Below are 23,682 nucleotides of genomic sequence, written 5' to 3'. Positions count from 1 at the left end.
CAGCGGCAAGGACAAAAGTTGTAGTAGCCAGCAGTAGGCCAGCAACAAGACCGGTGACAAGGCCGAGGGAAAAACGTTTCATAGATAAGACCTCCTTGGGATTTTTATATTAAATTCCAACAAAAAAACGATTTTCCTTTGTAAAAGAATGTCGAAAAAAGGAAAATGCCTTATTGAAGATTTTACGCTGCCGCTCTCCATGGTTGTTACGACCATGGAGCAATGTTTAAGGGTGTAAACAATACTTACCCCCTGGCAAGCCCCAGTCCGCTTTCCCCGCTCCTTATGCCGATGTCATCTCCTTATTTTATGTTTACGTTAAGTAATGATAAAATATAACTAAATTAAGGCAATATACAGTTGACTTGTTATATCTGATTATGGTAAGATTTATTACAAAGAGAGAGGGGGGATAGTCTGGATCGAGAAATAATGAATCTGGAAGAGGCGGCGGAGTTTTTAAGGATTAGCCAAACCACTTTAAAGAAACTTCTTCGAGAGGGAGAAATCCCAGCGAGGAAGGTAGGCAGGGAATGGCGTCTAAGCCGCCAGGCGCTTTTAAAGTGGTTAGAGAGTGGACAAGTCCAAAAGGAGGATTAAAAAACTGAAGCAGGAAGGACCGTTGCCAAACAGTTACCTTCCTGTAACAAGTGAGTACCCCGAAGGAGGTTACTTCTCCTAAACATTATAACCTCCTTCGGGTAGAAAACAAAATACTTTCGATAGGAGGTTTCAAAATGTCTTTAATAGACAGCAAACCCTACCTACAGAAAAAGACATCAACTAACATCAAGACTCAACCGATTCTGATCGAGGTAGCGAATTACCTTGCCGGCTTAACTCCGGAACAGCTTGATAGCACCTTGGACGAGTTTAAGGAATCACCGAATTGTATTGCATCCTTTCTTGACAAATACAGTAAGCATTTTACCGGGCGCCAGGGCTTGGCAGAGAACCTTAACCTTGATGCCCTGCCCGAGGAGCTTATAGGTGCCGAAATTAGCTTTATGTGCTGTATTGGCAAGGGTGACGCCGTAAAGGTGTTGAGTTATTGGGAAGTGGAACTGTAAGTTTTGCCAAGTATCAGCTATAGCGCGGCTTATCTGGATGGTAATGGCTGACCTCATGGCGGCCATTACCTTAAATAAACTGGAAATTACAAAAGTTGAATTATGGGAGGTATAACAATAATGAGTAAGCAGCTAAAACAGACCGATGTATTTGAAGAAGATTTTTTTAGCTTTATATGTGACCGGCAGGAAATAGCTTTCGATAAAATGCTTGAGGGGAACAAAACATACCACAAATATGACCAAAAATGGACGGAAATATATAATGAAATACGGCGGCGTACCAGGCACAACGAGGAACTTTTTAATTTAGTGGATAAGCTTAATAATGTTGAGGTAATAGTGGATAACATTACGAGCGACGCTTTTTACTTCCAGGGCTTTCGAGATGGTTTCATGCTGTCCGAGATAATGAGGCGGGGGTTGTCGTTTTCGATATATGAAAACGAGGAGGATGAGGATTCGGCGGATGAGGGTGTAGCGGATCGGGATGTAACTGCAAGCTTTCAGCAGGCAAGCCGCCAGCGAAAAAATACCGCCGCGGCGGTCAGGGGACAAGCAGGCCAAGAACAGGAGGGCTGCTGATTATGAGTGAACAGCTAAAACAGTTCCAAACGATAACTCCCGTTACTCCTATTAAGAATTACTTTCGCCATATAAGCGGCCATATTACGGTCAGTGAGCCGGAGGACCTTGGAGCGGCCCGGCAGTTTAATGAGGCTATGGCAGTGTTGCTTAAAGGGTGCAGATTCCGGGAAAAGCGGGCGCTAGTTAAAATGGTAAACGCCATGCGAGAGCTATATTTAAATAACGAGTGGCGAGTTGCAGCCGATGTAATAAATGACTACTTTACGTATCGGCGAACGGTGAGGGCGTACACTCATTATTGTAAGAGACTGGCAGAAAACCAGAAGATGCGACTGGAGGAACAGAAGAAGCAACTTGAAAGCGAAGTCCGGAAAATGGGCGTGGAGCCGGAGGAATTGGAAACGAGGATCGGGGAACTGGATGCGGCAATTCAGGCATACACCGCCAGGCTGGAGGGGCTTATACCGGCAGAGTTTAAAGCGGCAGAGTTAAGACGGCGGGGTTGTAAGCTTTCAGGGCAGGAGGTTGTTATCCAAACCCCCGTTACTAAATCATATAAAAGGGTGTCCGTGTTGGTGGACGCCCTTTTACGGACCGGCACGCATATTTATTTTTATAGTTTTTTTGTTCAATAGAATAACAGAATCAAGGGAGGTAGCAGGATGGCCAAGAAGCAAATTGTTTGTAGAAGGCTCAAGGGATTAATGGCCGAGAACGATTTAACCATACGCGAGCTTTCAAAAAAAACAGGGATTTCCGAGAAAACACTCAGCTTAAAAATAAGAGGTCGCCGTAAATGGTGGATTCATGAATTGTTTTTGGTAACAAGGCAGCTTGGGTTTGCGGAAATCAGAAAAGTTTTCCCGGAAATATTCAAAGATGTTCTTGATAGGGTTGGCTAATAAATATTACTGCGTTGAGAGGATTAGTTTACCGATTTGAAATCTGAAAACTATGTTGGGAGGTATCCGCAGATCTGCGGATACCTTTTTGTTTTATACCATTATTACGAGGGTGCAAGTTACCCCGGCATCCCGGTGCTGCTTAACGAACGGAACATTCCGTTCGATGGATTAAGGCGTTTACCTGTGCAACGGGTGCACAGGCACATGAAATCTATCTGAGGACACGACAAAATGTCGCCTCCAAAATCAATTTTAAAACCTTTACAGGCAGGAGGAATGTTCTAGTTCCACTTAAACTAAAATCGAGGAATATTGCCTTAAAAATTGCCCTTATGGGCAATTACAGGTTTATGAATCCTATCTGAGGGTAGGCCATTTTGTCCGACCCTCTACACCGGGACAAATGTCCTTGACGGTGACAAAAACTAGGACAAAATGTCGCAATTTCTAAAACCCTTAACCAGGAATACATGAAGGGCGAAATTCCCGAAGGGATACTGGAGCGTTAAGCGGATCAGCGGAAGGGAGCGTTTGAAGGGACATTTTGTCCTTTCAAAAAGAGCAGAAGTTTTTCACCGTAATATTTTTGACGCCCGACGTCAATACTATGTCGCCAGGCGGCATAGTTTCGGGACTATAAATTCAATCAGTCGCCGGGCGACCGAAAGCCACAGGGGAAGAATACTGTGCACCGGGTGCGCAGTTTATATTTAGAAAGAAACCTGTCCACCGGGTGGACAGGTTTTAGGAAAAGGTGGCCGGGTAAAGAATATCGCGTGCCCGGCACGCAATAATATAAAGCGGCAATTAAGAAAGTAGTTTCGTCCGCCGAATGGATAAAAGGTAGAGCAACATACTGGATGGCCGGAATTGGATTCCGCTCTTTGTCCAATATTTCTATTGCCTAAGAATACCGTCATTTAAAATGATAGAATCCCTCTTTCAATAGGATAAGACAATCCTGGCGTCAAAAAACACTGTCACTTCAACCGGCAGATCCTTTTTAGCGAGTCAGGTTTTTCGGGAATCGTGAACAGTATTTAAAAAGGGTGTGTCACCTTAGAACCCCCCCACCCTTGTTTTAACCTGGTGCGCCGGCAACAAGCCACATAAATATTTTGGTATATTTAAAGCTCTGATTTTAAATCGGAGTTTTACTTCCCCAAAATTTTGGGGAAGCCGGCAGGGGAACAAGGTCAAAGGGGGTGTAAACAATACTTACACCCCCTTTGACGAATCCCGAAATTAAGGATTCGCGTTCCGCAATTTGCGGAGTAGTGTTGATCGGTCAAAAACTGGACAGATCCCGCTCTCCCCATTTGTGGGGTGAGTTCTCCTGAAAATTCAGGGGAGTGACTTTAGTCAGCGCAAATTTGCGCTGAGTGGGTGAGGGTATAATAACCATGCCTTTACTTAATGCTGTCCGGTTTATCGCTTGTATGACGCCCCAATTCTGGGGAGTCCTCTTCCTTAATATAAAGCGACTCCTGAATTCTAAGGAGTCAAATATTAAAGGTATCAACGTAATATTGATGCCTTTTTCTTTTGCGGCACCGCTCGCCCGGAGTGATGGGGGTGGCGTTGCCGGGTCCCCCCCGGGGGGTAAGGATGCGGTGTACCGCTCCTGGCACACAGTTTATAGATGAACACAAAAGGGAGTGCTACAAGAATAATAGTAAACGTCGATTTACAACAAAAATATTTCTCCTTAAAGGTATTTGGCCTAATGTGAAGAATATTGTTGGATAAAAAGGAATTAATGGGAGGTGGTGTGTTGTTGTGCAGGGATACTTCGTTGGAAGCCAAGGTGGAAGCTTTATACAAAGAGCTAGATAATTTTTTAAGTAGATTATATGAAATCGAGAATGATGAAGAAAGGAATAAACAAATTAAAAGGGCCAAATTATATGTTGATTGGTTAAATGAAAAAACTATCTTTATTAAGAATGAAAAAGAATTTACGGGAAAGCATATTCAAGAATTAAAACGCGGGAATGTAATTCTTATAAAATTGGGATTTAATATCGGTGAAGAACTGGGGGGACCTCGTCCAGCTATCGTTCTGAGAGATTCAAAAGCAGGCCACAAAAAAGTATTGGTACTTCCAATAACTAGTAAAAAGCCGCTCGATTACACAAACCCGATTTACGTAAAAATAGGTTTTATAAAAGGTTTGACAGGTGGAATTCACTGGGCAAATGTTTTGAATGTGAGTAACTTGAGTAAACAAAGGATTCAAATTCCACCTGATCCCAAAATGGTTGATAGTGGGGCTCTTAATAGAATATCAGCTGCAATAAAGGCTCAAATAGCCTTGCGTTAATTTCTGAAAGAACACTTGTTTGGGTATTGATCTTTAGTCAAGGGTTATGATATCTTATAGATACTAAGTATCTCTTATGGAGCTTCGGGCTCGAATAATTAATCTTTAAAAGCGAAGGCCGCCTTTTGGTGGCCTTCAATCGTTATAAATAGATGTTTTTTATTTGCGGGTTGTTTAAGTGACAAAATTTTGCCACTTGATATATTACCATTCCCCGGAAACATCTCTAAAAATATTTTTTATATATTTTTGCGGACCCCTTTTTACTATAAAAACTTTCCCCAGTTGATCCCCGTGGTGGGGTGGTGATGGTGAGCCGGGAATGTGGTGGCCGGGTGAGGATGCCGCAAGTTATCCGGGTAGGTATGGCAGAAGAACAAAAGCTGCTTCTTTAGTAAGCCGGCAAGTGGATACAGTATATATTTGTCAATGAAGAATTTAGACTCCTTAATTTTCAGGAGTCGGATCACCTTACCTTATCCCTGCATAAATATGCATTAGGCTGCATAATTATGCAGGGATAAAAGCACCTGCCTTTCATGTTAATATGCCGTGTTGCCTGCGCTTAGGGGGTATATCTTTGTTAGTATAAATATGCAGGTGGTTGCATAAATATGCAGGAGTCTTTCTGCAAATGCTCCCAGGCGCGCAGAAACGGCCTAAATCGTGGAGATAAATAATTCTGAAGGTATTTACCTTGGCGGGTGTTTTTGAAGGCTTCCAGGGGCAATTGTGAAGGCGGTTGACGAGAGGCGGTTAATAGTTAAGGGCAGCAGAAGAAAACTGTACCGAATCGGCACAGTTTATAGAGTTTAAAGCGGTTAATAGTTAAGCGGCAGGTAGCGAAGGGGATTTCAAGGTGGTGAATCGCCCAGCGCCGGACTATTTGAATTGGTCAGCGCTGGCGAATTTGAAAATTCCCCGGCAGCCTGCGTAAAGTTTTGAGCGGTTCTTATACTTCCCATGTCTGATCTATATTCAAGGATTTAGCATGAAGCCAGGCTCCCTTTTCGGTCCAGAGGTAAATTACTGGAGCATATTTGAGGTTCCCCGAAAAAATCGGGTAAGCTTCCTTGAACTGTTTTAGTTCTTCACCTTCAAGGATGAAATAATGTTTACATAATGCATAGCGATCTTTGTTGTTTGTAAAGTTGTCGTTGATATGTTTTGTATCGGTTCCATAAAATTCCGCCAACTGCGAATGTCATTTGGTGTTTACCTCAGAGTAAAACTTTCAAATTTATATAGAGCGTCGGGAGAGGCTCTCTTGGCCGCAGGGGTAGTACCCCGTTTGTTTTTTTACCGTGGGGGGGGTAATATGGTGTCCATATTGCGGACGCCATCAGCAGGGGACGAGTTTAATTTGTAACCCAAGGGTATATTACAAGCTGAATCCTGCCACGATTAGCCCAGGCTGCACAGGATGCCGCTGGACGGGGTTAAAAATAATTCCGAAGGTATTTTACCTTGCCGCGAAATTAGAGGGGGCTTAAAAGGCAAATATGAAGGCCGGGGAAATGACGACCCAATGAAGGTAGCGCGACGGGCAAAGTTCCTAAAGGAATATTGGAATATAAAGGATGTAGGCAATAATTTTGACCGACAAAATGGCGAGCAAAAAACAATGAAAGACGTAGCTGTGGCTATAAACGAATCTGAACGTACTACTCAGCGCCTTCTCAAACTAAAAGGACAAAATGTCCCTTTAGAATTAAAAACCCTCAAAGATGTTGCCGCCGCTATAGGTGACGACGATCCAATGAAGGTAGCGCGGCGGGCGAAGTTCCTTAAAGAGTATTGGGAAGTTGAGCGCGGTGGTGACAGAAAATCAAAAGGACAAAATGTCCCTTTGAAAACCCTTAACGATGTTGCCGCCGCTATAGGTGAGGACGAGCGTACTACCAAGCGCCTTCTTAAACTCAACGATCTTATATTACCCCTACAGAACCTTATTTCTGCAGGCAAGCTTGGAATGTAAAGCAGGGTCCTTCAATTCACCAAAATGGTGAATTGAAGCGGATTAGCGGCAGAGAACGTTTGAAAGAGCAAAATGCTCCTTCAAAAACCAGGACAAAATGGCCTACTTTCCAAGCTGAGGAATTAGGGCTGGCACAAAGTACAATTCGGCCAGAGATTGGAAAACTTGAAGAAATGGGGGGGGAACGGCAGAATTGCCGAAAGCGCGGATTCCCGAAGCAAATCACTCCGACCTCGACCCGCTGCCGATATATAATATCTGGAAATTAAAAGAAAACAGCAATAAGTCTATTAAACACTTTGGTAATACGGCAATATTACAACTTGTAATGTCGCATTGAAATGGATAGCACGGTCTATGTTTAATATAGGGCGTCAGGGGCAGTGATACGGAAAAAGCGTATTGGAGGGGGGGACTTACTGGTAAAAGGGTGTGTCACGAATGATATCCCCTTGCAAACGAATACCATAATAAGGTAAAATGAAATAGTGAAGGGGTCGTAAATTTTACTACCTCTAGGAACTTGCCAGGGAGGGGACTCTGCGTCCAGGCGCGGGGTTCCCTTTTATTTTGTGTGGGATATAAAAAACGGTAATAACCAACATACACGGGTAGGACAAAATGTCCCACCCAAAACTCTCGCCGATGTTGCCGCCGCTATAGGTGAAGATGGGACACTGATACCTGGAACCTTTTTGTTTTGCGGCACTGATACGCAAAATGCGGATTAGTCGAATGGTAATAGTAAGGTTACTGGTGGCAAGGCGGCCTTTTTGTTTTGCAAAACTGCGCGGGTGATTTCTTCAACGATTGAGTGAGGCTCCCCCCCGGCGGGGGTGCGGCGAAGGCAGGGGGGTTAGCCGCAAAGCCTTGATATTCCTGCCCTCCAGCCATATTTTTTTATGCCAATAAGTATGCCAATTATGCCAATAAGTATGCCTGTAGACTTGAAAATAGATGAGGTTAACTGAAACTAAATAAAAGATAGGAAACACTGAAAGCCCTTATGTATCGGACTATTTGAGACTAATTGAAACTAAATAAAAATAACTGTAACTACATAATATTACAAATATTGACAAGGCTTGAAAATCGCACTCTAGAGGTCAGGGGTTCGAGCCCCCTTATCTCCACCAATAGAATTAAGGGTTATATAGCCACTAGGTGCTTATTGTAAACTTCCTTTTATGGAAGTATTTTTATTTCTCTTGAATCGCAACCGTCACTTACCTAGCGATTTAATTGTAAATAATATAATCATTACGGCTAATAACACCCAGATAGCGATAAATAAGACGGCAACGATCTAATTCCTGGGTTTTTCGTCCACATCTTCGCGAATCGTGTCATAACTCTTCGAAGTATTAATAATCAACTCAAAGTTTACTAGTTTACATTTATTACTAATTATTGTATCATTATAACATTGCTGTTTACCTTAAAAAAGGAGGCATATTTTCGATGGGGCATCATTACTACAACCATAAAAGCTTAAAATATAATCTTATTCTTAGCCTGTTAAAGCACTTTCGCCCTTCTCTAAACAGTGGTAAAAAAATTCTAAGCCCCGGCAATATCTTATTTATTGGTTTATCTACTGTCCTACTGTTATTTTTTGTTTTAACTGCCTTGGCCGATATCTTTAATGGTGTACCAGTGTCTAAGTGGCTTAGCATGGGTTGGAATTATTTTTTAGGTGTACCTATTTCGGAAATAGCTGCCGGCGGAGAAAAGATTATAACTGAAGCCGCAAAGACAACGACACCCAACGATATAATATCCGTTGGACAATTAGCACTTTCCTCTGTCGGATTGCTTATACTGGCGCTAATGGATGAGATACTTGGCATAGGTTTACTTGCTGTTGCTTTTATCCTGCGGGTTTTCAATCAACTCGCCGGTAAACCAATAGCATTATTTTCGTGGATATTACTGTTTTTTAGTTTGACTCCCTCAATTGTAAAGCATCTATAGAAATTAAGGAAACCAGGAATAAACCTGGTTTTTTACATAACTGCTCATATTTCTTTTTTTTGTGACAATTCTTTAAGATTAAAAACTTTATGAAATTGGTAAAACAATAGAAATAGAAACCAATCGGCGACATACGAGTGCCAACTGTTCCACCATTGATAATATACCAGGTGGTTTGAAAAATAATAAAGTAGTTCTATGCTGATTGCAAAAGAAGTCCAAGCGAGTAAATAACCAAACATTATCTGAAATGTTTGGTTTTTCGGTAACCATTGAATGAATAAATATGTTACTACAGCATAAACTCCAAAATCATCTGCCATGTTTATTAATAACGGATGTCCATTTTTATATTGCCAAAGAGTGTAATGATGCATTATTTCATCTGTGATGCATCCAAGAAAAGAGGCAAGAATAGATACGATGAACAATTCTCTCCAACGTTTTTTATCAGCCAACAAGATCCATAATAGCCATGATATGGTAAGAACAATTATGTAAAACATATAACGTGCATTCCCCGTGTAAAGTTTATATTATTATCATTCCAACCTAAGCGATATTTAACCGTTTATTAATGGTTTGAGAAATATTATCTAAAGAATCGGAACGTATGGTTCTGTCTGTCTAGTGCTTTTATTAGCGGCATCAGATTAGTTAAGGTTTTTTATCGCAGGAAACCGGTGTGTTTTTGTCGAATAACATAGAAAAATCTGTTGGAGAACTATAACATACCGGTAATAATGAACAGAGAAAAATGGCTGGATATCGCCAAAGGGATAGGTATAATCGCTGTTGTAGTTGGTCATTCGGGGTATAGGGAAGCCGGATTGCTATACTGGTTTCACATGCCGCTATTTTTTGTTATAAGCGGATTTTTGTTTAAGCCATGTTTTGACTGGAAGAGCCTTCTGTCTTGGGTAAATAGGAGAGCGCAACAATTCCTCATACCATATGTGTCATTTCTTGGCATTATTGTAGTGGCCGAATTTTACGTAAATAACAGGTATGTTAATTTATATGAAATAAGCAAGGCCTTTTTTTTCAACCTTTTCCCGGGCGGGAGATTTATTGGGGGGTTTTATACACCATTTTGGTTTATCACCTGTCTTTTTATTACCCAAGTTGTCTTTGCTATAATATTAATGCTGTTTAAATCAACCACGGTTCAATTGTTAATAATTGGGATAGCATATTTAGGTGCTCATTTTGAATCGGAAATATTGAAAACCCATCAGATAATAATACCATGGGATATTGATGTTACCTTATTAACACTTGCTTATTATTCAATCGGTTATTATTGTAAAAAAGCACTGGGAAAACTTTCTCCATTTATTGCACTTGTTTCGGTTTCGTTATCTATAATGTTAATTATTCTGGGCAGGGCAGGTTTAATCAATTATAGTATCAATGTCAAGTATCTTACTTGTGATCATATTGTTTTAGATCTAATAATCCCTATAGTAATTACAGTTGCTATATTTGCAGTTTGTCAACAATTCTCAAGAGTGAATATATTAAAATATATCGGTGCCTTGGGAAACTATTCTTTGCCTATAATGTATCTCCACTTGCCATTTAACATAATAGCACATCAATATTTTAACAACGGACCTGTTTTATTCTTAATGATAGGTTTGTTTATACCGTTTATTCTAAGTTATTTTGCCCTGGAACGTTTTCGGATTACACAATTATGCTTATTGGGAGTTTCCCGCCTCTCACCGCCGCACGCATAGAAAATAGCGGCCTCCGGAGGAATTATTCTGCGGATTGACTAGTATTTTCGGGGTCAATGGATAACCAGCATTTTTCAACGAGGGTTTTTACAATTTGCTCAATGAGAACTTCCGCATTCTTGGAATGAATAAGTAGAGGTGTTGGTTCTTTTGCGGACATGAGCTTTTCTCTTTCGTTAATATCCCCACAAGTTGCAATAATTTCTGATAATATTGGAGAGCTCGGCTCCAGGAATAACTTAAGCGCCTTAATTCGCGTGCGAATAACTACAAGCTCATCTTCAAGCTTGGATGCCTCATCCTCAAGTTCGGATATTGCTTGTTGTGCCAATACAAGCATTTGTTCCTTATAAACCGGCAAAATCCTCACTCCTTCATCTGTTCTCTTTCTCCCCGGATTCAAGCCGCAATCCCAATCAATCATGATACTCCGGGTTGTATCGAGAGCACTTATAAGTAACAATATGTCATGAGAGTGAGAATTAGAAGAGCAGGATTAAATACCCTGATATTGAAGTAATTGTTTGCCCGTAATAATGTTAATCACTGTCAGGCCCGTGAACTACCGGCTTAAAGAGCCTGGCCATCGACAACAAATCAAGCCTGTTGTGCTTTAGGACCGGTGAAATCAGTCCGGCATCTTGTTTTCTGGCAAAACGGTGATAAGTCTCAGGTATCAAATAGCCTGGGATATCGTCTTCACGCTGAAACTTTAAAATATTTATCTCCAGTGTTACCAGTCTACAGTCAGGCAATGTACCCCCAAAATGCCTTCTTGCGTGAAAGAGCATGTCCACCTGGTAATGCGGGTAGCTGTAAAACAGCCGGTGTTCAATACTCCGGCCGATGATATACGGCACGTCGAAGCGCTTTCCGTTATATGAAACCAATACTTTAAAATTCCTGAACACTTCATTGGCGGCGGCGATAACCGCTTTTTCTTCACTATAATTCCTTGCGAATAACTGGTTGATAAAAAACTTACCCTGTCTGTAATACAAAAGACCGATCAAAAACAGCGGCTGGCTGGCCCACAGACCTGTCGTCTCAATATCAATAAAGAGGATATCTTCGGGCTCAAAATATGAAAGCAACTCCCACGACCTGGCTCCCAGCATTTGCAGTTCGTTTACCTGCTGACTTTGGATAAGGTCTATTACATTGACGGCGTGCTCGCTCCAGCGGGGGTGGTTCAACAGGTCTAAAACGCATGTATATCCCTGCCGGCGCAATTTTTCTTCAGTTACCGGCCCTATCCCCCTGATCAACCGAAGGTTTGTATGCAGAACAGAGTAATCAAAATTAGGAAAGTAAAAGTTGCCGGGCATTTCGCTTTCCAACAAAATGTATTTCCCAAACTTCGAAGATATTTCTTGCCCCTTCGGCAATATAACAGGGCTAATCCCGGACTCTACCCGGGCCGGCTGGTTTTTTACATTTTTTAGCCGCTCAAACAGGCTCATCGATTAAATCCTCTGGCGATTATTTCTTAATGCTTTTCTCAGGCGCTCACGCACTGGTTTTTCCAGCTTGCTTTTTGTAATTACATCAGGAGTGCAACTGGGTGTGTAAGTCTTGCCCAACAGCGAGTGCAGAAGGTATACAGCCGCCTCTTTGTCCAGAGGACGGTTAAAGTTTGAACACTTGGGCGAGTATATGCACATCGGGCAACCGGCTTCACACTGGCAGGAAGTAATAGCTTCAAGAGTAGCCTCAAATAGCTCTAAAACTTTGTCGTATCCTTTTTCGCTGAACCCAACCCCGCCATGACATGAATCGTGTATGAAAATGGTAGGCCCCTGTGTCTGTGGGTGCATTACCGTTGACAGGCCGCCCAAGTCGTTGCGGTCGCACATGGCGAAAAGAGGCAAGAGCCCAATCGACGCGTGTTCAACCGCGTGAAGCCCGCCCATTAGCTGCAGTCCGTATTCCTTGGCCCGGGCAGCCGCAATTTCATTAAAGACTACCCACATGCCGGTCGTTTCCATTACCCGCTCAGGGAGCTCAAGCCGGTCGCCTCCGACCACCTGGCCGGTTTTTTCATGCTTTTTAATAAATCCCGTTACTCTCGTTGTCACCTTTAACTGCCCGGAATATAAGCGGTGGCCGTTGAGCTCCTTCCCAGCCTCAGTGGAGAGAATTTCGGTATTCTTCTCTCTGCCGCACATGGTGTAGTAATCAACATCCATCTGCTTCATAAAGGCTGTGCCTGTATTTAAATCAAGGTTATTCACCACGTAGGTGCTTCCCTGGTGGGTATATACCGCTCCCGGGTAGACTTCTGACATAGCCGCGTTCTCGTCCAGCACTTCGAGCAGGCGATTTCCCCTGCCGGTGTCCCGCAGGTGGAACAGAGAAGAAGAACTGGACCTTACGTTTACTCTTTCGGCGGGATAGGTCTGGCCGTTGTAAAAGTAAGTTCCTCCCGAATGAACAACTTCACTGTCCTCTTCCATAAGAGTAAGCAGGTCAACGAAAGTATCACTCCATAAGGAAAAATCTTCCGGTGTAACCGGCATCTCATGTGTCGCGCAGAGAGCATGTCCCATTAATATATACGGGTTATCCGGATCGATCAGCGCTTGCTCACTGGGGTGGGCGAAGAGCGCTCCGGTATTTCGAATAAAGTACTGGTCGAGGGGGGTTTCCACCGCGATAAATATTACCAGCGACTCCTTGTTGCTCCGGCCTACCCGGCCGGCCTGCTGCCAGGTGGAGGCTATCGTTCCCGGAAAACCCGCGATCAGGCAGACTTCTAGGTCACCGACATCTATCCCCAGCTCAAGCGCGTTGGTCGAAACGACACCCAGCAGGGAGCCGTTGAAAAGCGCGCTTTCAATTTTTCTTCTTTCATCTGCGAGATATCCGCCACGGTAGGCCATTACCTTGCCGGCATATTGTTCTTCTTTAAAATTATTCCGGGTGAAGCGCAAAATCCGCTCGGTTACCTGCCTTGCTCTTGAAAAGGCGATAGTCCGGTAACGGTTCTCCAGACACAGGGAAAGCAGCCAGGATACCTCGCGGATGTACGGCGTGTGTATGGGCGGCCGCCACAGGACGAATTTCGTTCTTCCCCGGGGCGCGCCGTTATTATCAATTAATTCAACCGGCCGCCCCGTCAAACGGGAGGCATGTTCCCGCGGGTTGGCTATGGTTGCCGAGCAGAGGATAAAAACCGGGTCTGCCCCGTAATGCCGGCAAATCCTTCTTAGCCGCCTGATAATGTGGGACACGTGAGTTCCAAAAACTCCCCGGTAGTTGTGCATCTCATCAATGACTACATATTTCAGGTTTGAAAAAAAACGGTGCCATTTAAGGTGGTTCGGTAAAATCCCCCAGTGCAGCATGTCCGGGTTGGTAATAATGATGTTCGCGTTGTCCCTGAGCGCCGTCCTTTCACTGTCAGGAGTATCACCGTCATAGACCCCGGCATTAAGTTTGGCCTCGTAGTCCAGGATGGAATCCAGTTGGTCCTGCCCGAGCGATTTGGTCGGGAAAAGATAAAGAGCAGTCCGTTGAGGCATTCTTAATATGGAGTCCAATACCGGAAGGTTATAACACATGGTTTTTCCTGACGCGGTGGGAGTCACTACAACAATGCTATTACCGCCGCGCACCTTTTTTATAGCGTCAACCTGGTGCGTGTAAAGTTTTTCAATGCCCCGCCGGCGCAGCACAGCGCCGATATCCGGGTGAAGGGTAAAGCCCAGGTTGCTGTACCGGGCTTGCTGGGGTTCAATCCCTTCTATGTGAACAATCTGTCCTTTATATGCGTGGTGGTTTTTTATTCTATCCAGGAGTTTTTCCATGATGAAAACACCTCAAGAAGGTTGTCTCTTAATATTATAACTGATCAGGCGAAAAAAGGATCTGCGGTAATTATAAGAATCCTTGCATATCCATGCTTTATGTGATATTTTGTTTCTGCTTTATAACTAAGGAATTTTAGAGAATAAGCAGTCTGATGGTCAAGTATGATCAGAGTGGAGGGATATTTATGTATATAATTGACCGTTTCGAGGGTGACTGGGCCGTGGTTGAATATAATAAAAGGATGACTTTTAATTTGCCCCGCAAGCTTATTCCCGCCGGAACAAGAGAGGGAGACATAATTATTATCAGTATAAACGTGGACACCAGTATTACGAATAAATTAAGAACTAAAGTAAATAAAATGACTAGTGACATTTTTAAGGATTAGATTTTACGGAGAGCAAAATTAATGAAAAGGATTTTTTTATTTTTTCTGGCCTTTTTATTTTTGGTTGGCTGCTCCAATCATGCAGCCAGAGAAGCAAATATTAATAACGAACAGGTTTCCACCACTGTTTCCCATACTCAACCGGTCAATTGGCTAAAAGTTCACTTCCTGGATGTCGGCCAGGGTGATTCCATACTTGTCCAGTTTCCCAACGGAAAAAATATGCTTGTGGATGCCGGCACAAATGAAAGCGCTTCAACGATAATTAACTACTTGAATAATAATGGTATAAGAAAGTTGGACTACCTGGTTGGCACGCATCCGCACGAAGACCATATCGGCTCGCTTGACGCCGTGCTCAAAAACTTTGAAATCGGCGAGGTCCTGATGCCCAAGGCCACCACCAATACACAGACATTCCGTGATGTGCTGGCGGAGTTAAAAAACAAAGGGCTGCAAGTAATGACGGCAAAAGCCGGAGTATGTGTGATCGATGACGGCGGCCTGTCGGTCAACATACTCGGGCCGTGCGGCGCCGCTTATGAAAGTTTAAACAACTTTTCAGCAGTGATCAAAATAAAGTACGGTGACGTGGCTTTTCTCCTGATGGGAGACGCGGAGGCGCTTTCCGAAAAGGAGATCCTGGCAACCGGCGCCGATGTCCGGGCGCAGGTTCTGAAGGTGGGACACCACGGCAGTCAGTCATCCACGTCACTAGACTTCTTGAAAGCGGTAAATCCTGAGCTTGCGGTAATATCCGTCGGCGCAGGGAACGACTATCATCTTCCTCATCAAGCCACGTTGAACAAATTGCAAAAAGCCGGGATAACTGTTCTCCGGACCGATCAAACGGGCACAATCGTTATTTCTACGGACGGACGGAAAATTTATCGATAAGAAAGAGTGAAGATAAAAGATACCGGATTGTGATCACTGTTTTCAAAATTAAGTTGATATCCCTGACAATTTTGTATCTCAATATTCGGCGAAACCAAAAAACCGTCTATTACAGCAACGAAGTTTTGTTTTTCCTGGTATGGCGCCGCTGTTGAACGGACACTAGGCGTCTTTCTGTCCACAGCCCATTTGAATCCGGCCGGTGTAAAATCCTGCGGCATTTCCTGCACCCAGAAAGGCTTTTCTTCAGTAAATCCGAAAATTCCGGGGTTCGTGCCAGGCAGTATGTGGTTCCAGTCGCCGCCGACGATTACATAGTTCCCCTTGTCGTAATATTCTTCAGAGATGTGTTTCTTTAAAAATTCAAGCTGTTTCTGTCTGATCAAGCCACCTTCATCAAACGCTGAAAGGTGTGAATTAATCAGCACCAGTTCCTTGCCCCCTTCCACCGGCAGCCTGTTTTCGATAAAGCACCTGTCCAAGTCAAACATTTGCCTCAGCCACTTCTCCCTGCCGGGATACTGAAACCTGGCCGCAGAATCTGACTTATACCGGGACAGCGTCAACAGACCCGAATATACAGCGCCCATCGGGTGCAATAAAGGCGCCGGAACCCAGGAAACTTGATAATTAACACCAAAAGTACTGGCATAGCCGGTTAATTCTTTTTCCAAGTATTCTTTCTGGTTTATGTGGTAGCTCCTGGTTGAGGAGACATCAGCTTCCTGAATAAGAATAAAAGAAGGTTTGTCATTTTGGAAAAACCTTGTTATGTTTTCAAGATTAATCAACGTTTGCTCTTTGCTGAATGAGCGCGAGCTTTTTCCCCCGTCCATGAAAAAATCCTGGTTCCGGTCAAGACCGCAGTAGCCGATGTTAAAAGTTATCATAGATAAAGGAGTATTTTTTTTAATCACGCTTTCTTGCTCCATTGTCTCACTGCGCATTCCTTCAAAGCTATTATTATTGACATTTAATGCAACCACATCTTTTGGTTTATAACCAGTTAGGTTGATATATACAAGAAATAAAACAAAAAAAGACAATAAACCAAGCACAATGATCAAAGGGATTTTAAAATAACTTAAATGCACCGGCGCGCCCTCCGTTTTTTGGAAAGAATCAATAATTATTAACCTATTTGTTTGAAATTTTGTTTAATTCAGTATGATTATAATAAAACAAATCTATTTATACAAGTAAGATAAAAAATGCCATTGCTACGGGGCGTTTTTGGGGGCGCGCATAAAAAGGCGGCAACTTAATTTTTCACCAATTTTCTTTCTTAATAATATATATGGAATATATATTAAATGTAAGATTAAGGAGATGCTGGTACTGCCATTAATTAGGCATGGGTCCTGTATAGGAATTCTATACTTTTCATACTCAGGTTCAGGAGCCTGTCTTAATTATGACAGCGGGTGGGTTTGTGTCCATAACGGGAAATTTAACTACGCGGTTTACGGTGCTTATAAACAGAAGAAATATGGTAAAAAGGCAAAAGAATATCATCTTGTCACCCCTGTACCGGCGGGGCAGATGCCAGACGCAATCTGCATCGGTCACTGGGCCGGCCCCAATAAGCAGGAAACCAGACTTTTTACAGGTATTGCCGATGTGCACCTGACACCGGATTTACATTCCCCCAGTAATTATGCCTGTGCAGGCACCAGACAACAGTACCATGGCACGGCAGACCCGAACATTATTGTGCCGGGTGACTGTATCGGTGTTCATTTTTACGATGCCCAAAAGGGGAAAAACGATATCAAGTAACATACGGTACAGCCCGACCACCGGTGTCGCTGAAATATATCCGGAAGTAAAGTTCAAAACCAATATTAAGAGAGTCTATAAAACGAAAACCGGGAGCTGTTAGTAAATTACTGCCACCCGTCCCAGTCCGACCTTTTATCGACATATAATTTACCCGTGGTGTTCAACTGGGCGATCGTCACCTCTGAAATATCATTGATGCCAATTTTGTTAAGCTCTTGTTTTAACCATTCATCAGACAGGCCTAATTCAGATAACCTATGCTTTGCGATATTGCCGTCAACTACCAGCACTTGTGGCATTCCTTTAGAGGATTTAGAGATTTTGCAATCACTAAAAAGGAAATTTAGAGCTTCAATATAATTATTAAGTAGATGGTTAAAAGAAGTAAAAGAAACTGTCAACAAGTATTTCCCCAAATAGCAACGGCAAAACAGGTAAGCTTATTAGTAAAGGTAAGGAAGAGGCGTTACTGTTAATTTGGTATGTAATATTAATGGAATATAGAGGAGATGACGTTTTGAGGGAAATGGTTCCGCTGGAGGAAGCCAGGCAAATCTTGATGAAAACGGTTAAACCATTGGAAGTCGTTGAGATGGACCTTTTAAAGGCCGTGGGGTTGGTTCTGGCTAAAGACATCATTGCGCCCCGCCCGTTTCCGCCTTTTGACCGGTCACCACTGGACGGGTTTGCTTTTCGATCCGTTGATACTACCAGAGCTAGTGCCGAGAACCCGGTCAAACTTTACATTACGGAAACAATTTACGCCGGGCATGCGGCAAAGGGCCGGGTGGAACCCGGCACTGCCGCCGGGATTGCCACTGGAGCGCCAATCCCGCCTGGCGCTGACTGCGTAGCTCGCTTCGAAGATACTCGCCAAGAAGGGCAATATGTGATCATTTACAAGCCTTTCCGTCAAGATGAAAATATTATTCAGGCCGGAGAAGAGATTGCCGGTGGGGAACTCGCCTTACCAGCCGGCCAGGAATTGAACCCGCCCGCAGTTGCCACACTGGCCGCCCTTGGTTACACCAAAGTACCGGTATACCGGCGGCCCAGGGTTTCCATATTTTCCACCGGTGATGAATTGCTGCCTTTAGGCCGGCCTCTTTTACCCGGGAAAATTTACAATAGCAACCTTTACGCTATCGCTGCACAGGTGGCCGAAGCCGGCGGAGAAGCAGTGTTGCAGGAAAACGCCGGGGACGATGAGGAGCTAGTCGGTAAACAATTTATAAAAGGACTGGACATGGCTGATCTGGTCATTTCCACAGGCGGTGTATCCGTGGGTAAGCGGGATGTTGTAAAAAAAGCCATGGAAAGCGCGGGGGCTGAACTGCTTTTTTGGAAAGTCGCCTGCAAACCGGGGAAACCTGTAACATGCGGTCTCCGGGAAAGCCGGCTGCTGATCGGCCTTTCCGGCAATCCGGCAGCCGCAACGGTAATGTTTACCCTGCTGGTGCGCCCATTACTGCGCCTGATGAGTGGGCAGCGGGAGCTGTATTTGCCTCGTGTTCAAGCCCGTTTAGCGGAAGACCTCCCCAAGGGAGGAAAGATGAGGAGTTTTATTCGCGCAGTCGTGCGCTGGCAGGATGGGTACGTGGCCTGGCCGGTCGGCAAGAAAGGCCGCGGAATGCTGAAGTCTCTAGCTGAAGGCAACGCCCTTATCGATATTCCGGAAAAACATGGCTTTGTGAAAACTGGGGATTCAATAGAAGTATTACTATTATAGACTGAGGTTGTTTTATAAAATACTAAATTTAACGTCTTAATCAATTCTAAATAAGAAAGCGGGGCTTTGCTCTGCTTTCTTATTTAGATATTGATTCCTCTGACGCAGCACCCCGTCACGCGCCGTCTCCTGGCATGGCCCACCTCAATTAAGGCCCTTGTAAACAGAGTATTTATTTACTTGGTGAGTTCTGATTAATCATATTCCCATGGCAGGGACAACTAGTAGCACAGTCACATTTTCCCCCGGAGCTATATCCGATATAAAAGCCGGAAAAAAGCAAAACAGCCGCGGCAAATATAGCTATAATCGTATTTTTATTTATCAAAATATTCACCCCCTAACAGGGTGAATATTTTTAATGAATCATCTTCGTATGCTATGGGAACAGCATGATGTCTGGACATGGTCAACCATAACAAGCATAGTATTTGGTTTGCCGAATGTTGACGCCGTTGTTGCTAGATTACTTCGTAATCCCGTAGATTTTGAGCATGCGTTACTGCCATTCTACGGAGAAAGGATTGCCGCAAAATTTCGGGATTTGTTAAAAGATCATCTTGTCATTGCCGCAGATCTTGTTAAAGCGGCAAAAGCCGGAGATAATAAGGCAGCGGCAGAAGCTGAAAGAAAATGGTATGCCAATGCTGATGCAATCGCTGTTTTCTTGGGAAGTATCAATCCTTATTGGTCCCAGGAGCAATGGAGAATGATGATGTATCGCCACCTGGCATTGGTTAAAGCAGAAGCAGTTAACATGCTTGCCGGAAAGTATGAGGCCAGCATCGCAGCGTATGACGAAAATGAAATACACACTTTAGGAATGGCTGACGTAATGGCTGAGGGTTTAATTAAGCAGTTCCATATAAATTGAAAGATAGAGTGTAATTTATCATTACTCCCCAAGAAACCTAAGAGCAAGTAGACCACTAATAGTTGTGTTTTTTTTCGTGTATTCTGTCCAAATCCCGTCTCCAAGAAAAGATAGGATAACGCTCAATTACAAGTTGATTTGAGATAGTTATAAAATACTGGCCATTAAAGCCAGTATTTTATAACTATTATCCCTGGGGATAGCGTATTCTTTACCTTTAAGCGATCATACTAAAAGCTCTTAATAACCGCAGATAGTGGTTTGCCTCCCTGAGCGTGTGATCACCTAACAAAGGTAGAATTATGGATCTTATCTTACATGCGAGAATACCCTCTGTACCTTGTCTCTTGAAATCCCTTATTCTTACAGTCGCATTCAGACTTTCCCGTGTAACCTGGGGCAAAAGGTTAATTTGATTATGTATCGCTAGTGCCCTTGCGGTCAGCACATCAAACTCTTTACCAAAATTATTGGCTATTTCAAATAAAACTTCCTCGGTGGGATCTAAGTATCCCCGGATAAATTTTGCATGTTCCGCCATAATCCGATTCCAAAAGGATTCCTGCTCAATTGCAAATGCTGTTATATCAACCATCATTCTTTGCTGTAGTCTCGTGAGCAGAGTTACAAACAATATTGCTTCCCGGCGAATATGGTCAATTAAGAGTGGGTAGTTAAAAGTAAACAGCTTACATGATAAAATACTGTTAAGCACTGTTGTCTTAAAATTAATCAGTTCTTGTGTAACGGTAATCGCCCTCTGGTTGAGATTAGCAACCCGCTGAGCCATCATTTGCGTATTTAATTGTTGCATCCCCTTTGTTAGACCAAGCTCCGCCGTGGTAATACCGGTGTCAATTGGGATGCCGGTGAAAAATTCTGATGCCCTCTCAGCGTTAAGCGTGAACTCGGTGACTATTTCCCCGGATGCCACTGCATCAGGGCTGATAAACCCATTGGCCAGTGATACAGCCTCTTTTAACAAGCCTTCAAACTGCTTCTTAAATGCATCTGCCTGACTGGCCAAGTTTGAACTTACAGGTGTGAATCCTCCTTCCAGGAAGAAGGAGTGTTCTTTCATTATTCTCAAAAAGAACAAGTCTAAATCTAGTGACTGTCTAATAAAGTCATCATTTGTCGGCATCTTTTTATCTCCTTTCTAAATATCAAAAAGCTATTAAATCCATTCTTGTTATTAATCATATGTTTATGCCAGATTATAGGTGAATATCACGGGTCACTAAAACGGTATTCACCCGCATTCGCACCATTTCGGAAATGTAACAAGTCCTTCGAAATGATTCTAGTTTAGTAGATAAGCCAATCAGAAAACAAAAGCGCAGTCCGGTAAGGGGCTGCGCTTATGTAAAAGGAGGTCGATATAGTCGAAACACCACGAAGTTAAGAAGTTATGCTGTTCCGATATGCTTTCCCTCAAAGTCAATCCGGCGCTTCAGATCCTTCATCAACTCTTTAAACTGCACCAGATTCAAAGACTGGGCCCCATCGCTCAGAGCCTGGGCCGGATCGTTGTGGGTTTCAATCATCAATCCGTCGGCCCCTACCGCCACTGCGGCCCGCGCCAGCGGCGCCACCAGGGTTTGGATGCCCGCGGCATGGCTGGGGTCGACAATAACCGGAAGATGAGTTTTCTGCTTGAGCAGTGGAACGGCAGATAGATCCAATGTGTTGCGTGTGGAGGTCTCAAAGGTGCGTATTCCTCTCTCGCAGAGGATAACCTGACTGTTTCCCCCGGACATTATATATTCAGCGCTCATCAGAAGCTCTTCCAACGTATTGGCAAGACCCCTTTTTAGAAGGACAGGTTTATTATAACGCCCCACTTCCCTAAGTAGGTCGAAGTTCTGCATATTTCTGGCGCCGACCTGTATGACGTCAATATCATCGAACAAAGGCAATTGTGTCTGATTCATCACCTCGGTTACAACCGGCAAGCCGGTCTCTCTCTTAGCGGCCAGCAGCAGCTGCAGCCCTTCCTCACCCAGTCCCATAAAGGCGTAAGGTGAAGTGCGCGGTTTAAAGGCGCCGCCCCGAAGCATGGTGGCGCCGCTGGCTTTCACTGACCTGGCTACCTCAATTATCTGCTCTTCGCTTTCCACCGAACAGGGTCCCGCTATTACTTGAAACATTCCATTAACGATCGGCACACCCCCGGCGTTTACCACCGTGTCCTCAGGGTGGACGGTTCTGTTTACTGCTTTGTAGGGTTCGGTAACACGCTTGCCATACTCCACGATGTCGTTCATCTGGACAACGGAGTCCACGTCGATCTTGGCGGTGTTGCCGATCAGGCATATTACCGTGTGTTCTGTGCCGGTGCTTAAAAAAGTTTTAAAGCCCCAGGATTCAATTTTCTGTGTAAAATGATCGATATTATGCTGAGATACACCCGGTTTCAATACAAATACCATATGCCATAAAACCTCCCGTATGAAACTGCCGCTTTGCTCCGCTCTGCCCAGGCGCGGGCGGTATCTGCAATGGTATTATGCTTCATTGGGCCACTTCCACTTCATTGGTTAGCTTGCAAAACTCATCAAGTTTGGCGGCGGCTTTCCCGCTGTCGATCAGTTCCTGCGCCATCCTGACACAGTCTACCACGGTGCAGTTGTCAATGCCGAGATAGAGTGCCATTGTCGCATTGAGCACCACCACATCCCGTTTGGCTCCCTTTTCTTTACCGGTCAGGATGTCCCGGGTAATCCGGGCGTTGTCTTCAGGCGTGCCGCCGGCCAGGTCCTGCAGTTTACAGCGGCTGAACCCATATTGTTCGGGAGTGATATCGTAGCTGGTCAGTTCGCCATGGCGAATTTCACAAACGTGGGTTTCCCCGGTGAGAGTCACCTCGTCCATGCCGTCGTGTCCGCTGACCGCCAAGCCGCGGACCACGCCGAGATTGGCAAGCACCTGCGCAAGCGGCTCCACCAGCGTGCGGTCGTACACACCCATTAGCTGCATGGTGGCTCCCGCCGGATTGGACAGAGGACCCAATACGTTGAAGATGGTACGCACGCCCATCTCCCTGCGTACAGGCGCCGCGTATTTCATGGAAGAATGGTAAACCGGGGCGAACATAAAGCAGATGTTGCTCTGCTCCAGAATTTTTTCACTCTGCTTGGGGGTCAGGTTGAGGTTTATGCCGAGACATTCCAGCACATCAGCCGCGCCGCTTTTGCTTGATACGCCGCGGTTGCCGTGTTTTGCCACCGGAACGCCGCCGGCCGCCACCACAAAGGCGGAAGTGGTGGAAATGTTGAAAGTGCCCGTTTCATCGCCGCCTGTTCCGACAATGTCGATGACATTGCGCACCGGGTTGATCTTCAGCCCTTTTTCGCGCATGACAGTGGCGCAGGCGGTAATCTCTTCCACCGTTTCCCCCTTCATCCGCAGTGCTGCGAGCAGGGCGCCCATCTGCGCCTGGGTGGCTGTTCCTTCCATCATTTCTTTCATAACCGCTTTGGCGGTTTCAAAGTCAAGGTCTTTTCCATTAAGCGCTTCCTGTAATGCTTTCTGGATCATTTTATTTTCCCCCTTAATAATATTTAATAGGTGAATTCGGGTATAAAAAAACCAGAGCCTAAGCAAGCCCTGGTCTTTG

Annotated in this window: 26 protein-coding genes; 15 read left to right on the top strand and 11 right to left on the bottom strand. The window is 44.3% G+C overall.

Translation table 11 applies throughout. The features are described from left to right. Nucleotides 1–432: 432 nt before the first annotated feature. The 6 genes from L7E55_RS15555 to L7E55_RS15530 all read left to right on the top strand — a co-directional run bounded on the left by L7E55_RS15555 (nt 433) and on the right by L7E55_RS15530 (nt 4,886). Nucleotides 433–600, top strand: coding sequence for a helix-turn-helix domain-containing protein (locus tag L7E55_RS15555; protein WP_277445250.1), 168 nt, complete (start codon nt 433–435; stop codon nt 598–600). A gap of 137 nt (nt 601–737) precedes the next feature. Continuing rightward, entirely contained in the window at nt 738–1,070 is a 333-nt protein-coding gene (locus L7E55_RS15550) for a hypothetical protein (protein ID WP_277445249.1), read from the top strand. A 120-nt stretch (nt 1,071–1,190) separates the two neighbouring features. Next, nucleotides 1,191–1,655 (top strand): hypothetical protein, encoded by a 465-nt coding sequence (locus tag L7E55_RS15545; RefSeq protein ID WP_277445248.1) that lies wholly within the window; start codon nt 1,191–1,193, stop codon nt 1,653–1,655. A gap of 2 nt (nt 1,656–1,657) precedes the next feature. After that, a complete protein-coding gene (locus L7E55_RS15540) occupies nt 1,658–2,293 on the top strand; it encodes a hypothetical protein (RefSeq protein WP_277445247.1) in 636 nt (211 codons plus the stop codon). Nucleotides 2,294–2,320: 27 nt separating this feature from the next. Continuing rightward, complete coding sequence (locus L7E55_RS15535; RefSeq protein WP_277445246.1) at nt 2,321–2,560, top strand: helix-turn-helix domain-containing protein; 240 nt, start codon at nt 2,321–2,323, stop codon at nt 2,558–2,560. 1,744 nt (nt 2,561–4,304) lie between these two features. Next, nucleotides 4,305–4,886 (top strand): type II toxin-antitoxin system PemK/MazF family toxin, encoded by a 582-nt coding sequence (locus tag L7E55_RS15530; RefSeq protein ID WP_277445245.1) that lies wholly within the window; start codon nt 4,305–4,307, stop codon nt 4,884–4,886. A gap of 266 nt (nt 4,887–5,152) precedes the next feature. Here the strand turns inward: L7E55_RS15530 and L7E55_RS15525 are convergent, their stop codons facing one another. After that, nucleotides 5,153–5,356: a hypothetical protein gene (locus L7E55_RS15525; protein ID WP_277445244.1), complete on the bottom strand. Its 204-nt coding sequence runs from the start codon at nt 5,354–5,356 to the stop codon at nt 5,153–5,155. Between the two features lie 482 nt (nt 5,357–5,838). Beyond that, complete coding sequence (locus L7E55_RS17790) at nt 5,839–6,081, bottom strand: ORF6N domain-containing protein (protein ID WP_420852059.1); 243 nt, start codon at nt 6,079–6,081, stop codon at nt 5,839–5,841. Between the two features lie 333 nt (nt 6,082–6,414). Here L7E55_RS17790 and L7E55_RS15520 point away from each other — a divergent pair, with 333 nt between their 5' ends. From L7E55_RS15520 to L7E55_RS15510, 3 genes are all read left to right on the top strand, one after another. Beyond that, nucleotides 6,415–6,864 carry a hypothetical protein gene (locus L7E55_RS15520; protein WP_277445243.1) on the top strand — a complete coding sequence of 150 codons (450 nt, stop codon included), beginning with the start codon at nt 6,415–6,417 and terminating at the stop codon, nt 6,862–6,864. A gap of 193 nt (nt 6,865–7,057) precedes the next feature. After that, a complete protein-coding gene (locus L7E55_RS15515; RefSeq protein ID WP_277445242.1) occupies nt 7,058–7,204 on the top strand; it encodes a hypothetical protein in 147 nt (48 codons plus the stop codon). A gap of 1,121 nt (nt 7,205–8,325) precedes the next feature. Next, nucleotides 8,326–8,838, top strand: a complete 513-nt coding sequence (locus L7E55_RS15510; protein WP_277445241.1) for a hypothetical protein — start codon at nt 8,326–8,328, stop codon at nt 8,836–8,838. A 44-nt stretch (nt 8,839–8,882) separates the two neighbouring features. Here L7E55_RS15510 and L7E55_RS15505 read toward each other — a convergent pair whose 3' ends face one another. Continuing rightward, nucleotides 8,883–9,296, bottom strand: coding sequence for a CBO0543 family protein (locus L7E55_RS15505; RefSeq protein ID WP_277445240.1), 414 nt, complete (start codon nt 9,294–9,296; stop codon nt 8,883–8,885). Nucleotides 9,297–9,554: 258 nt separating this feature from the next. Between L7E55_RS15505 and L7E55_RS15500 the strand changes: the two genes are divergently transcribed. Beyond that, nucleotides 9,555–10,580 (top strand): acyltransferase family protein, encoded by a 1,026-nt coding sequence (locus L7E55_RS15500; RefSeq protein ID WP_277445239.1) that lies wholly within the window; start codon nt 9,555–9,557, stop codon nt 10,578–10,580. A gap of 22 nt (nt 10,581–10,602) precedes the next feature. Here L7E55_RS15500 and L7E55_RS15495 read toward each other — a convergent pair whose 3' ends face one another. The 3 genes from L7E55_RS15495 to L7E55_RS15485 all read right to left on the bottom strand — a co-directional run bounded on the left by L7E55_RS15495 (nt 10,603) and on the right by L7E55_RS15485 (nt 14,389). Continuing rightward, nucleotides 10,603–10,941: a hypothetical protein gene (locus L7E55_RS15495; RefSeq protein ID WP_277445238.1), complete on the bottom strand. Its 339-nt coding sequence runs from the start codon at nt 10,939–10,941 to the stop codon at nt 10,603–10,605. Nucleotides 10,942–11,119: 178 nt separating this feature from the next. Beyond that, entirely contained in the window at nt 11,120–12,043 is a 924-nt protein-coding gene (locus L7E55_RS15490; RefSeq protein ID WP_277445237.1) for a ribonuclease H-like domain-containing protein, read from the bottom strand. Nucleotides 12,044–12,046: 3 nt separating this feature from the next. Continuing rightward, complete coding sequence (locus L7E55_RS15485; RefSeq protein WP_277445236.1) at nt 12,047–14,389, bottom strand: DEAD/DEAH box helicase; 2,343 nt, start codon at nt 14,387–14,389, stop codon at nt 12,047–12,049. Nucleotides 14,390–14,577: 188 nt separating this feature from the next. Here L7E55_RS15485 and L7E55_RS15480 point away from each other — a divergent pair, with 188 nt between their 5' ends. Together L7E55_RS15480 and L7E55_RS15475 are read left to right on the top strand one after the other, a co-directional pair. Next, the gene (locus L7E55_RS15480) at nt 14,578–14,781 is read left to right on the top strand and encodes a DUF3006 domain-containing protein (protein ID WP_277445235.1); all 204 of its coding nucleotides are present in this window, start codon (nt 14,578–14,580) and stop codon (nt 14,779–14,781) included. Nucleotides 14,782–14,802: 21 nt separating this feature from the next. Further along, nucleotides 14,803–15,678 carry a ComEC/Rec2 family competence protein gene (locus tag L7E55_RS15475; protein WP_277445234.1) on the top strand — a complete coding sequence of 292 codons (876 nt, stop codon included), beginning with the start codon at nt 14,803–14,805 and terminating at the stop codon, nt 15,676–15,678. On the opposite strand, the gene L7E55_RS15470 is transcribed toward L7E55_RS15475, so the two are convergent. After that, nucleotides 15,669–16,772: an endonuclease/exonuclease/phosphatase family protein gene (locus tag L7E55_RS15470; protein WP_277445233.1), complete on the bottom strand. Its 1,104-nt coding sequence runs from the start codon at nt 16,770–16,772 to the stop codon at nt 15,669–15,671. The genes L7E55_RS15475 and L7E55_RS15470 overlap by 10 nt on opposite strands. A 448-nt stretch (nt 16,773–17,220) precedes the next feature. Here L7E55_RS15470 and L7E55_RS15465 point away from each other — a divergent pair, with 448 nt between their 5' ends. After that, on the top strand, nt 17,221–17,457 hold the full coding sequence (locus L7E55_RS15465) for a hypothetical protein (RefSeq protein ID WP_277445231.1): 237 nt from the start codon (nt 17,221–17,223) through the stop codon (nt 17,455–17,457). A gap of 107 nt (nt 17,458–17,564) precedes the next feature. Here L7E55_RS15465 and L7E55_RS15460 read toward each other — a convergent pair whose 3' ends face one another. After that, nucleotides 17,565–17,861 carry a YetF domain-containing protein gene (locus L7E55_RS15460; protein ID WP_338091240.1) on the bottom strand — a complete coding sequence of 99 codons (297 nt, stop codon included), beginning with the start codon at nt 17,859–17,861 and terminating at the stop codon, nt 17,565–17,567. A gap of 125 nt (nt 17,862–17,986) precedes the next feature. Between L7E55_RS15460 and L7E55_RS15455 the strand changes: the two genes are divergently transcribed. Both L7E55_RS15455 and L7E55_RS15450 read left to right on the top strand, forming a co-directional pair. Further along, on the top strand, nt 17,987–19,189 hold the full coding sequence (locus L7E55_RS15455) for a molybdopterin molybdotransferase MoeA (RefSeq protein ID WP_277445251.1): 1,203 nt from the start codon (nt 17,987–17,989) through the stop codon (nt 19,187–19,189). 361 nt (nt 19,190–19,550) lie between these two features. After that, on the top strand, nt 19,551–20,063 hold the full coding sequence (locus L7E55_RS15450) for an acetylglutamate kinase (RefSeq protein ID WP_277445230.1): 513 nt from the start codon (nt 19,551–19,553) through the stop codon (nt 20,061–20,063). A 217-nt stretch (nt 20,064–20,280) separates the two neighbouring features. Here the strand turns inward: L7E55_RS15450 and L7E55_RS15445 are convergent, their stop codons facing one another. From L7E55_RS15445 to trpD, 3 genes are all read right to left on the bottom strand, one after another. Beyond that, nucleotides 20,281–21,207 carry a DUF2935 domain-containing protein gene (locus L7E55_RS15445; protein ID WP_277445229.1) on the bottom strand — a complete coding sequence of 309 codons (927 nt, stop codon included), beginning with the start codon at nt 21,205–21,207 and terminating at the stop codon, nt 20,281–20,283. 265 nt (nt 21,208–21,472) lie between these two features. Continuing rightward, a complete protein-coding gene (gene aroF, locus L7E55_RS15440; protein ID WP_277445228.1) occupies nt 21,473–22,495 on the bottom strand; it encodes a 3-deoxy-7-phosphoheptulonate synthase in 1,023 nt (340 codons plus the stop codon). Nucleotides 22,496–22,577: 82 nt separating this feature from the next. Next, complete coding sequence (gene trpD, locus L7E55_RS15435) at nt 22,578–23,603, bottom strand: anthranilate phosphoribosyltransferase (RefSeq protein ID WP_277445227.1); 1,026 nt, start codon at nt 23,601–23,603, stop codon at nt 22,578–22,580. Nucleotides 23,604–23,682: the final 79 nt, after the last annotated feature.

This window comes from Pelotomaculum isophthalicicum JI (assembly GCF_029478095.1).
GTDB lineage: Bacteria > Bacillota > Desulfotomaculia > Desulfotomaculales > Pelotomaculaceae > Pelotomaculum_D > Pelotomaculum_D isophthalicicum.
This window is presented reverse-complemented; position numbering and strand designations above follow the sequence as displayed.

Excerpts from the sequence above, each read along its gene's own strand:
- L7E55_RS15450 (WP_277445230.1), top strand. The coding sequence starts at position 19,551 with ATGAATCATCTTCGTATGCTATGGGAACAGCATGATGTCTGGACATGG.
- L7E55_RS15520 (WP_277445243.1), top strand. The coding sequence starts at position 6,415 with ATGAAGGTAGCGCGACGGGCAAAGTTCCTAAAGGAATATTGGAATATA.
- L7E55_RS15555 (WP_277445250.1), top strand. The coding sequence starts at position 433 with ATGAATCTGGAAGAGGCGGCGGAGTTTTTAAGGATTAGCCAAACCACT.
- aroF (WP_277445228.1), bottom strand. The coding sequence starts at position 22,495 with ATGGTATTTGTATTGAAACCGGGTGTATCTCAGCATAATATCGATCAT.
- L7E55_RS15480 (WP_277445235.1), top strand. The coding sequence starts at position 14,578 with ATGTATATAATTGACCGTTTCGAGGGTGACTGGGCCGTGGTTGAATAT.
- L7E55_RS15465 (WP_277445231.1), top strand. The coding sequence starts at position 17,221 with ATGCCAGACGCAATCTGCATCGGTCACTGGGCCGGCCCCAATAAGCAG.
- L7E55_RS15535 (WP_277445246.1), top strand. The coding sequence starts at position 2,321 with ATGGCCAAGAAGCAAATTGTTTGTAGAAGGCTCAAGGGATTAATGGCC.
- L7E55_RS15550 (WP_277445249.1), top strand. The coding sequence starts at position 738 with ATGTCTTTAATAGACAGCAAACCCTACCTACAGAAAAAGACATCAACT.
- L7E55_RS15490 (WP_277445237.1), bottom strand. The coding sequence starts at position 12,043 with ATGAGCCTGTTTGAGCGGCTAAAAAATGTAAAAAACCAGCCGGCCCGG.
- L7E55_RS15545 (WP_277445248.1), top strand. The coding sequence starts at position 1,191 with ATGAGTAAGCAGCTAAAACAGACCGATGTATTTGAAGAAGATTTTTTT.
- L7E55_RS15485 (WP_277445236.1), bottom strand. The coding sequence starts at position 14,389 with ATGGAAAAACTCCTGGATAGAATAAAAAACCACCACGCATATAAAGGA.
- L7E55_RS15510 (WP_277445241.1), top strand. The coding sequence starts at position 8,326 with ATGGGGCATCATTACTACAACCATAAAAGCTTAAAATATAATCTTATT.
- trpD (WP_277445227.1), bottom strand. The coding sequence starts at position 23,603 with ATGATCCAGAAAGCATTACAGGAAGCGCTTAATGGAAAAGACCTTGAC.
- L7E55_RS15475 (WP_277445234.1), top strand. The coding sequence starts at position 14,803 with ATGAAAAGGATTTTTTTATTTTTTCTGGCCTTTTTATTTTTGGTTGGC.
- L7E55_RS15455 (WP_277445251.1), top strand. The coding sequence starts at position 17,987 with ATGGTTCCGCTGGAGGAAGCCAGGCAAATCTTGATGAAAACGGTTAAA.
- L7E55_RS15540 (WP_277445247.1), top strand. The coding sequence starts at position 1,658 with ATGAGTGAACAGCTAAAACAGTTCCAAACGATAACTCCCGTTACTCCT.
- L7E55_RS15445 (WP_277445229.1), bottom strand. The coding sequence starts at position 21,207 with ATGCCGACAAATGATGACTTTATTAGACAGTCACTAGATTTAGACTTG.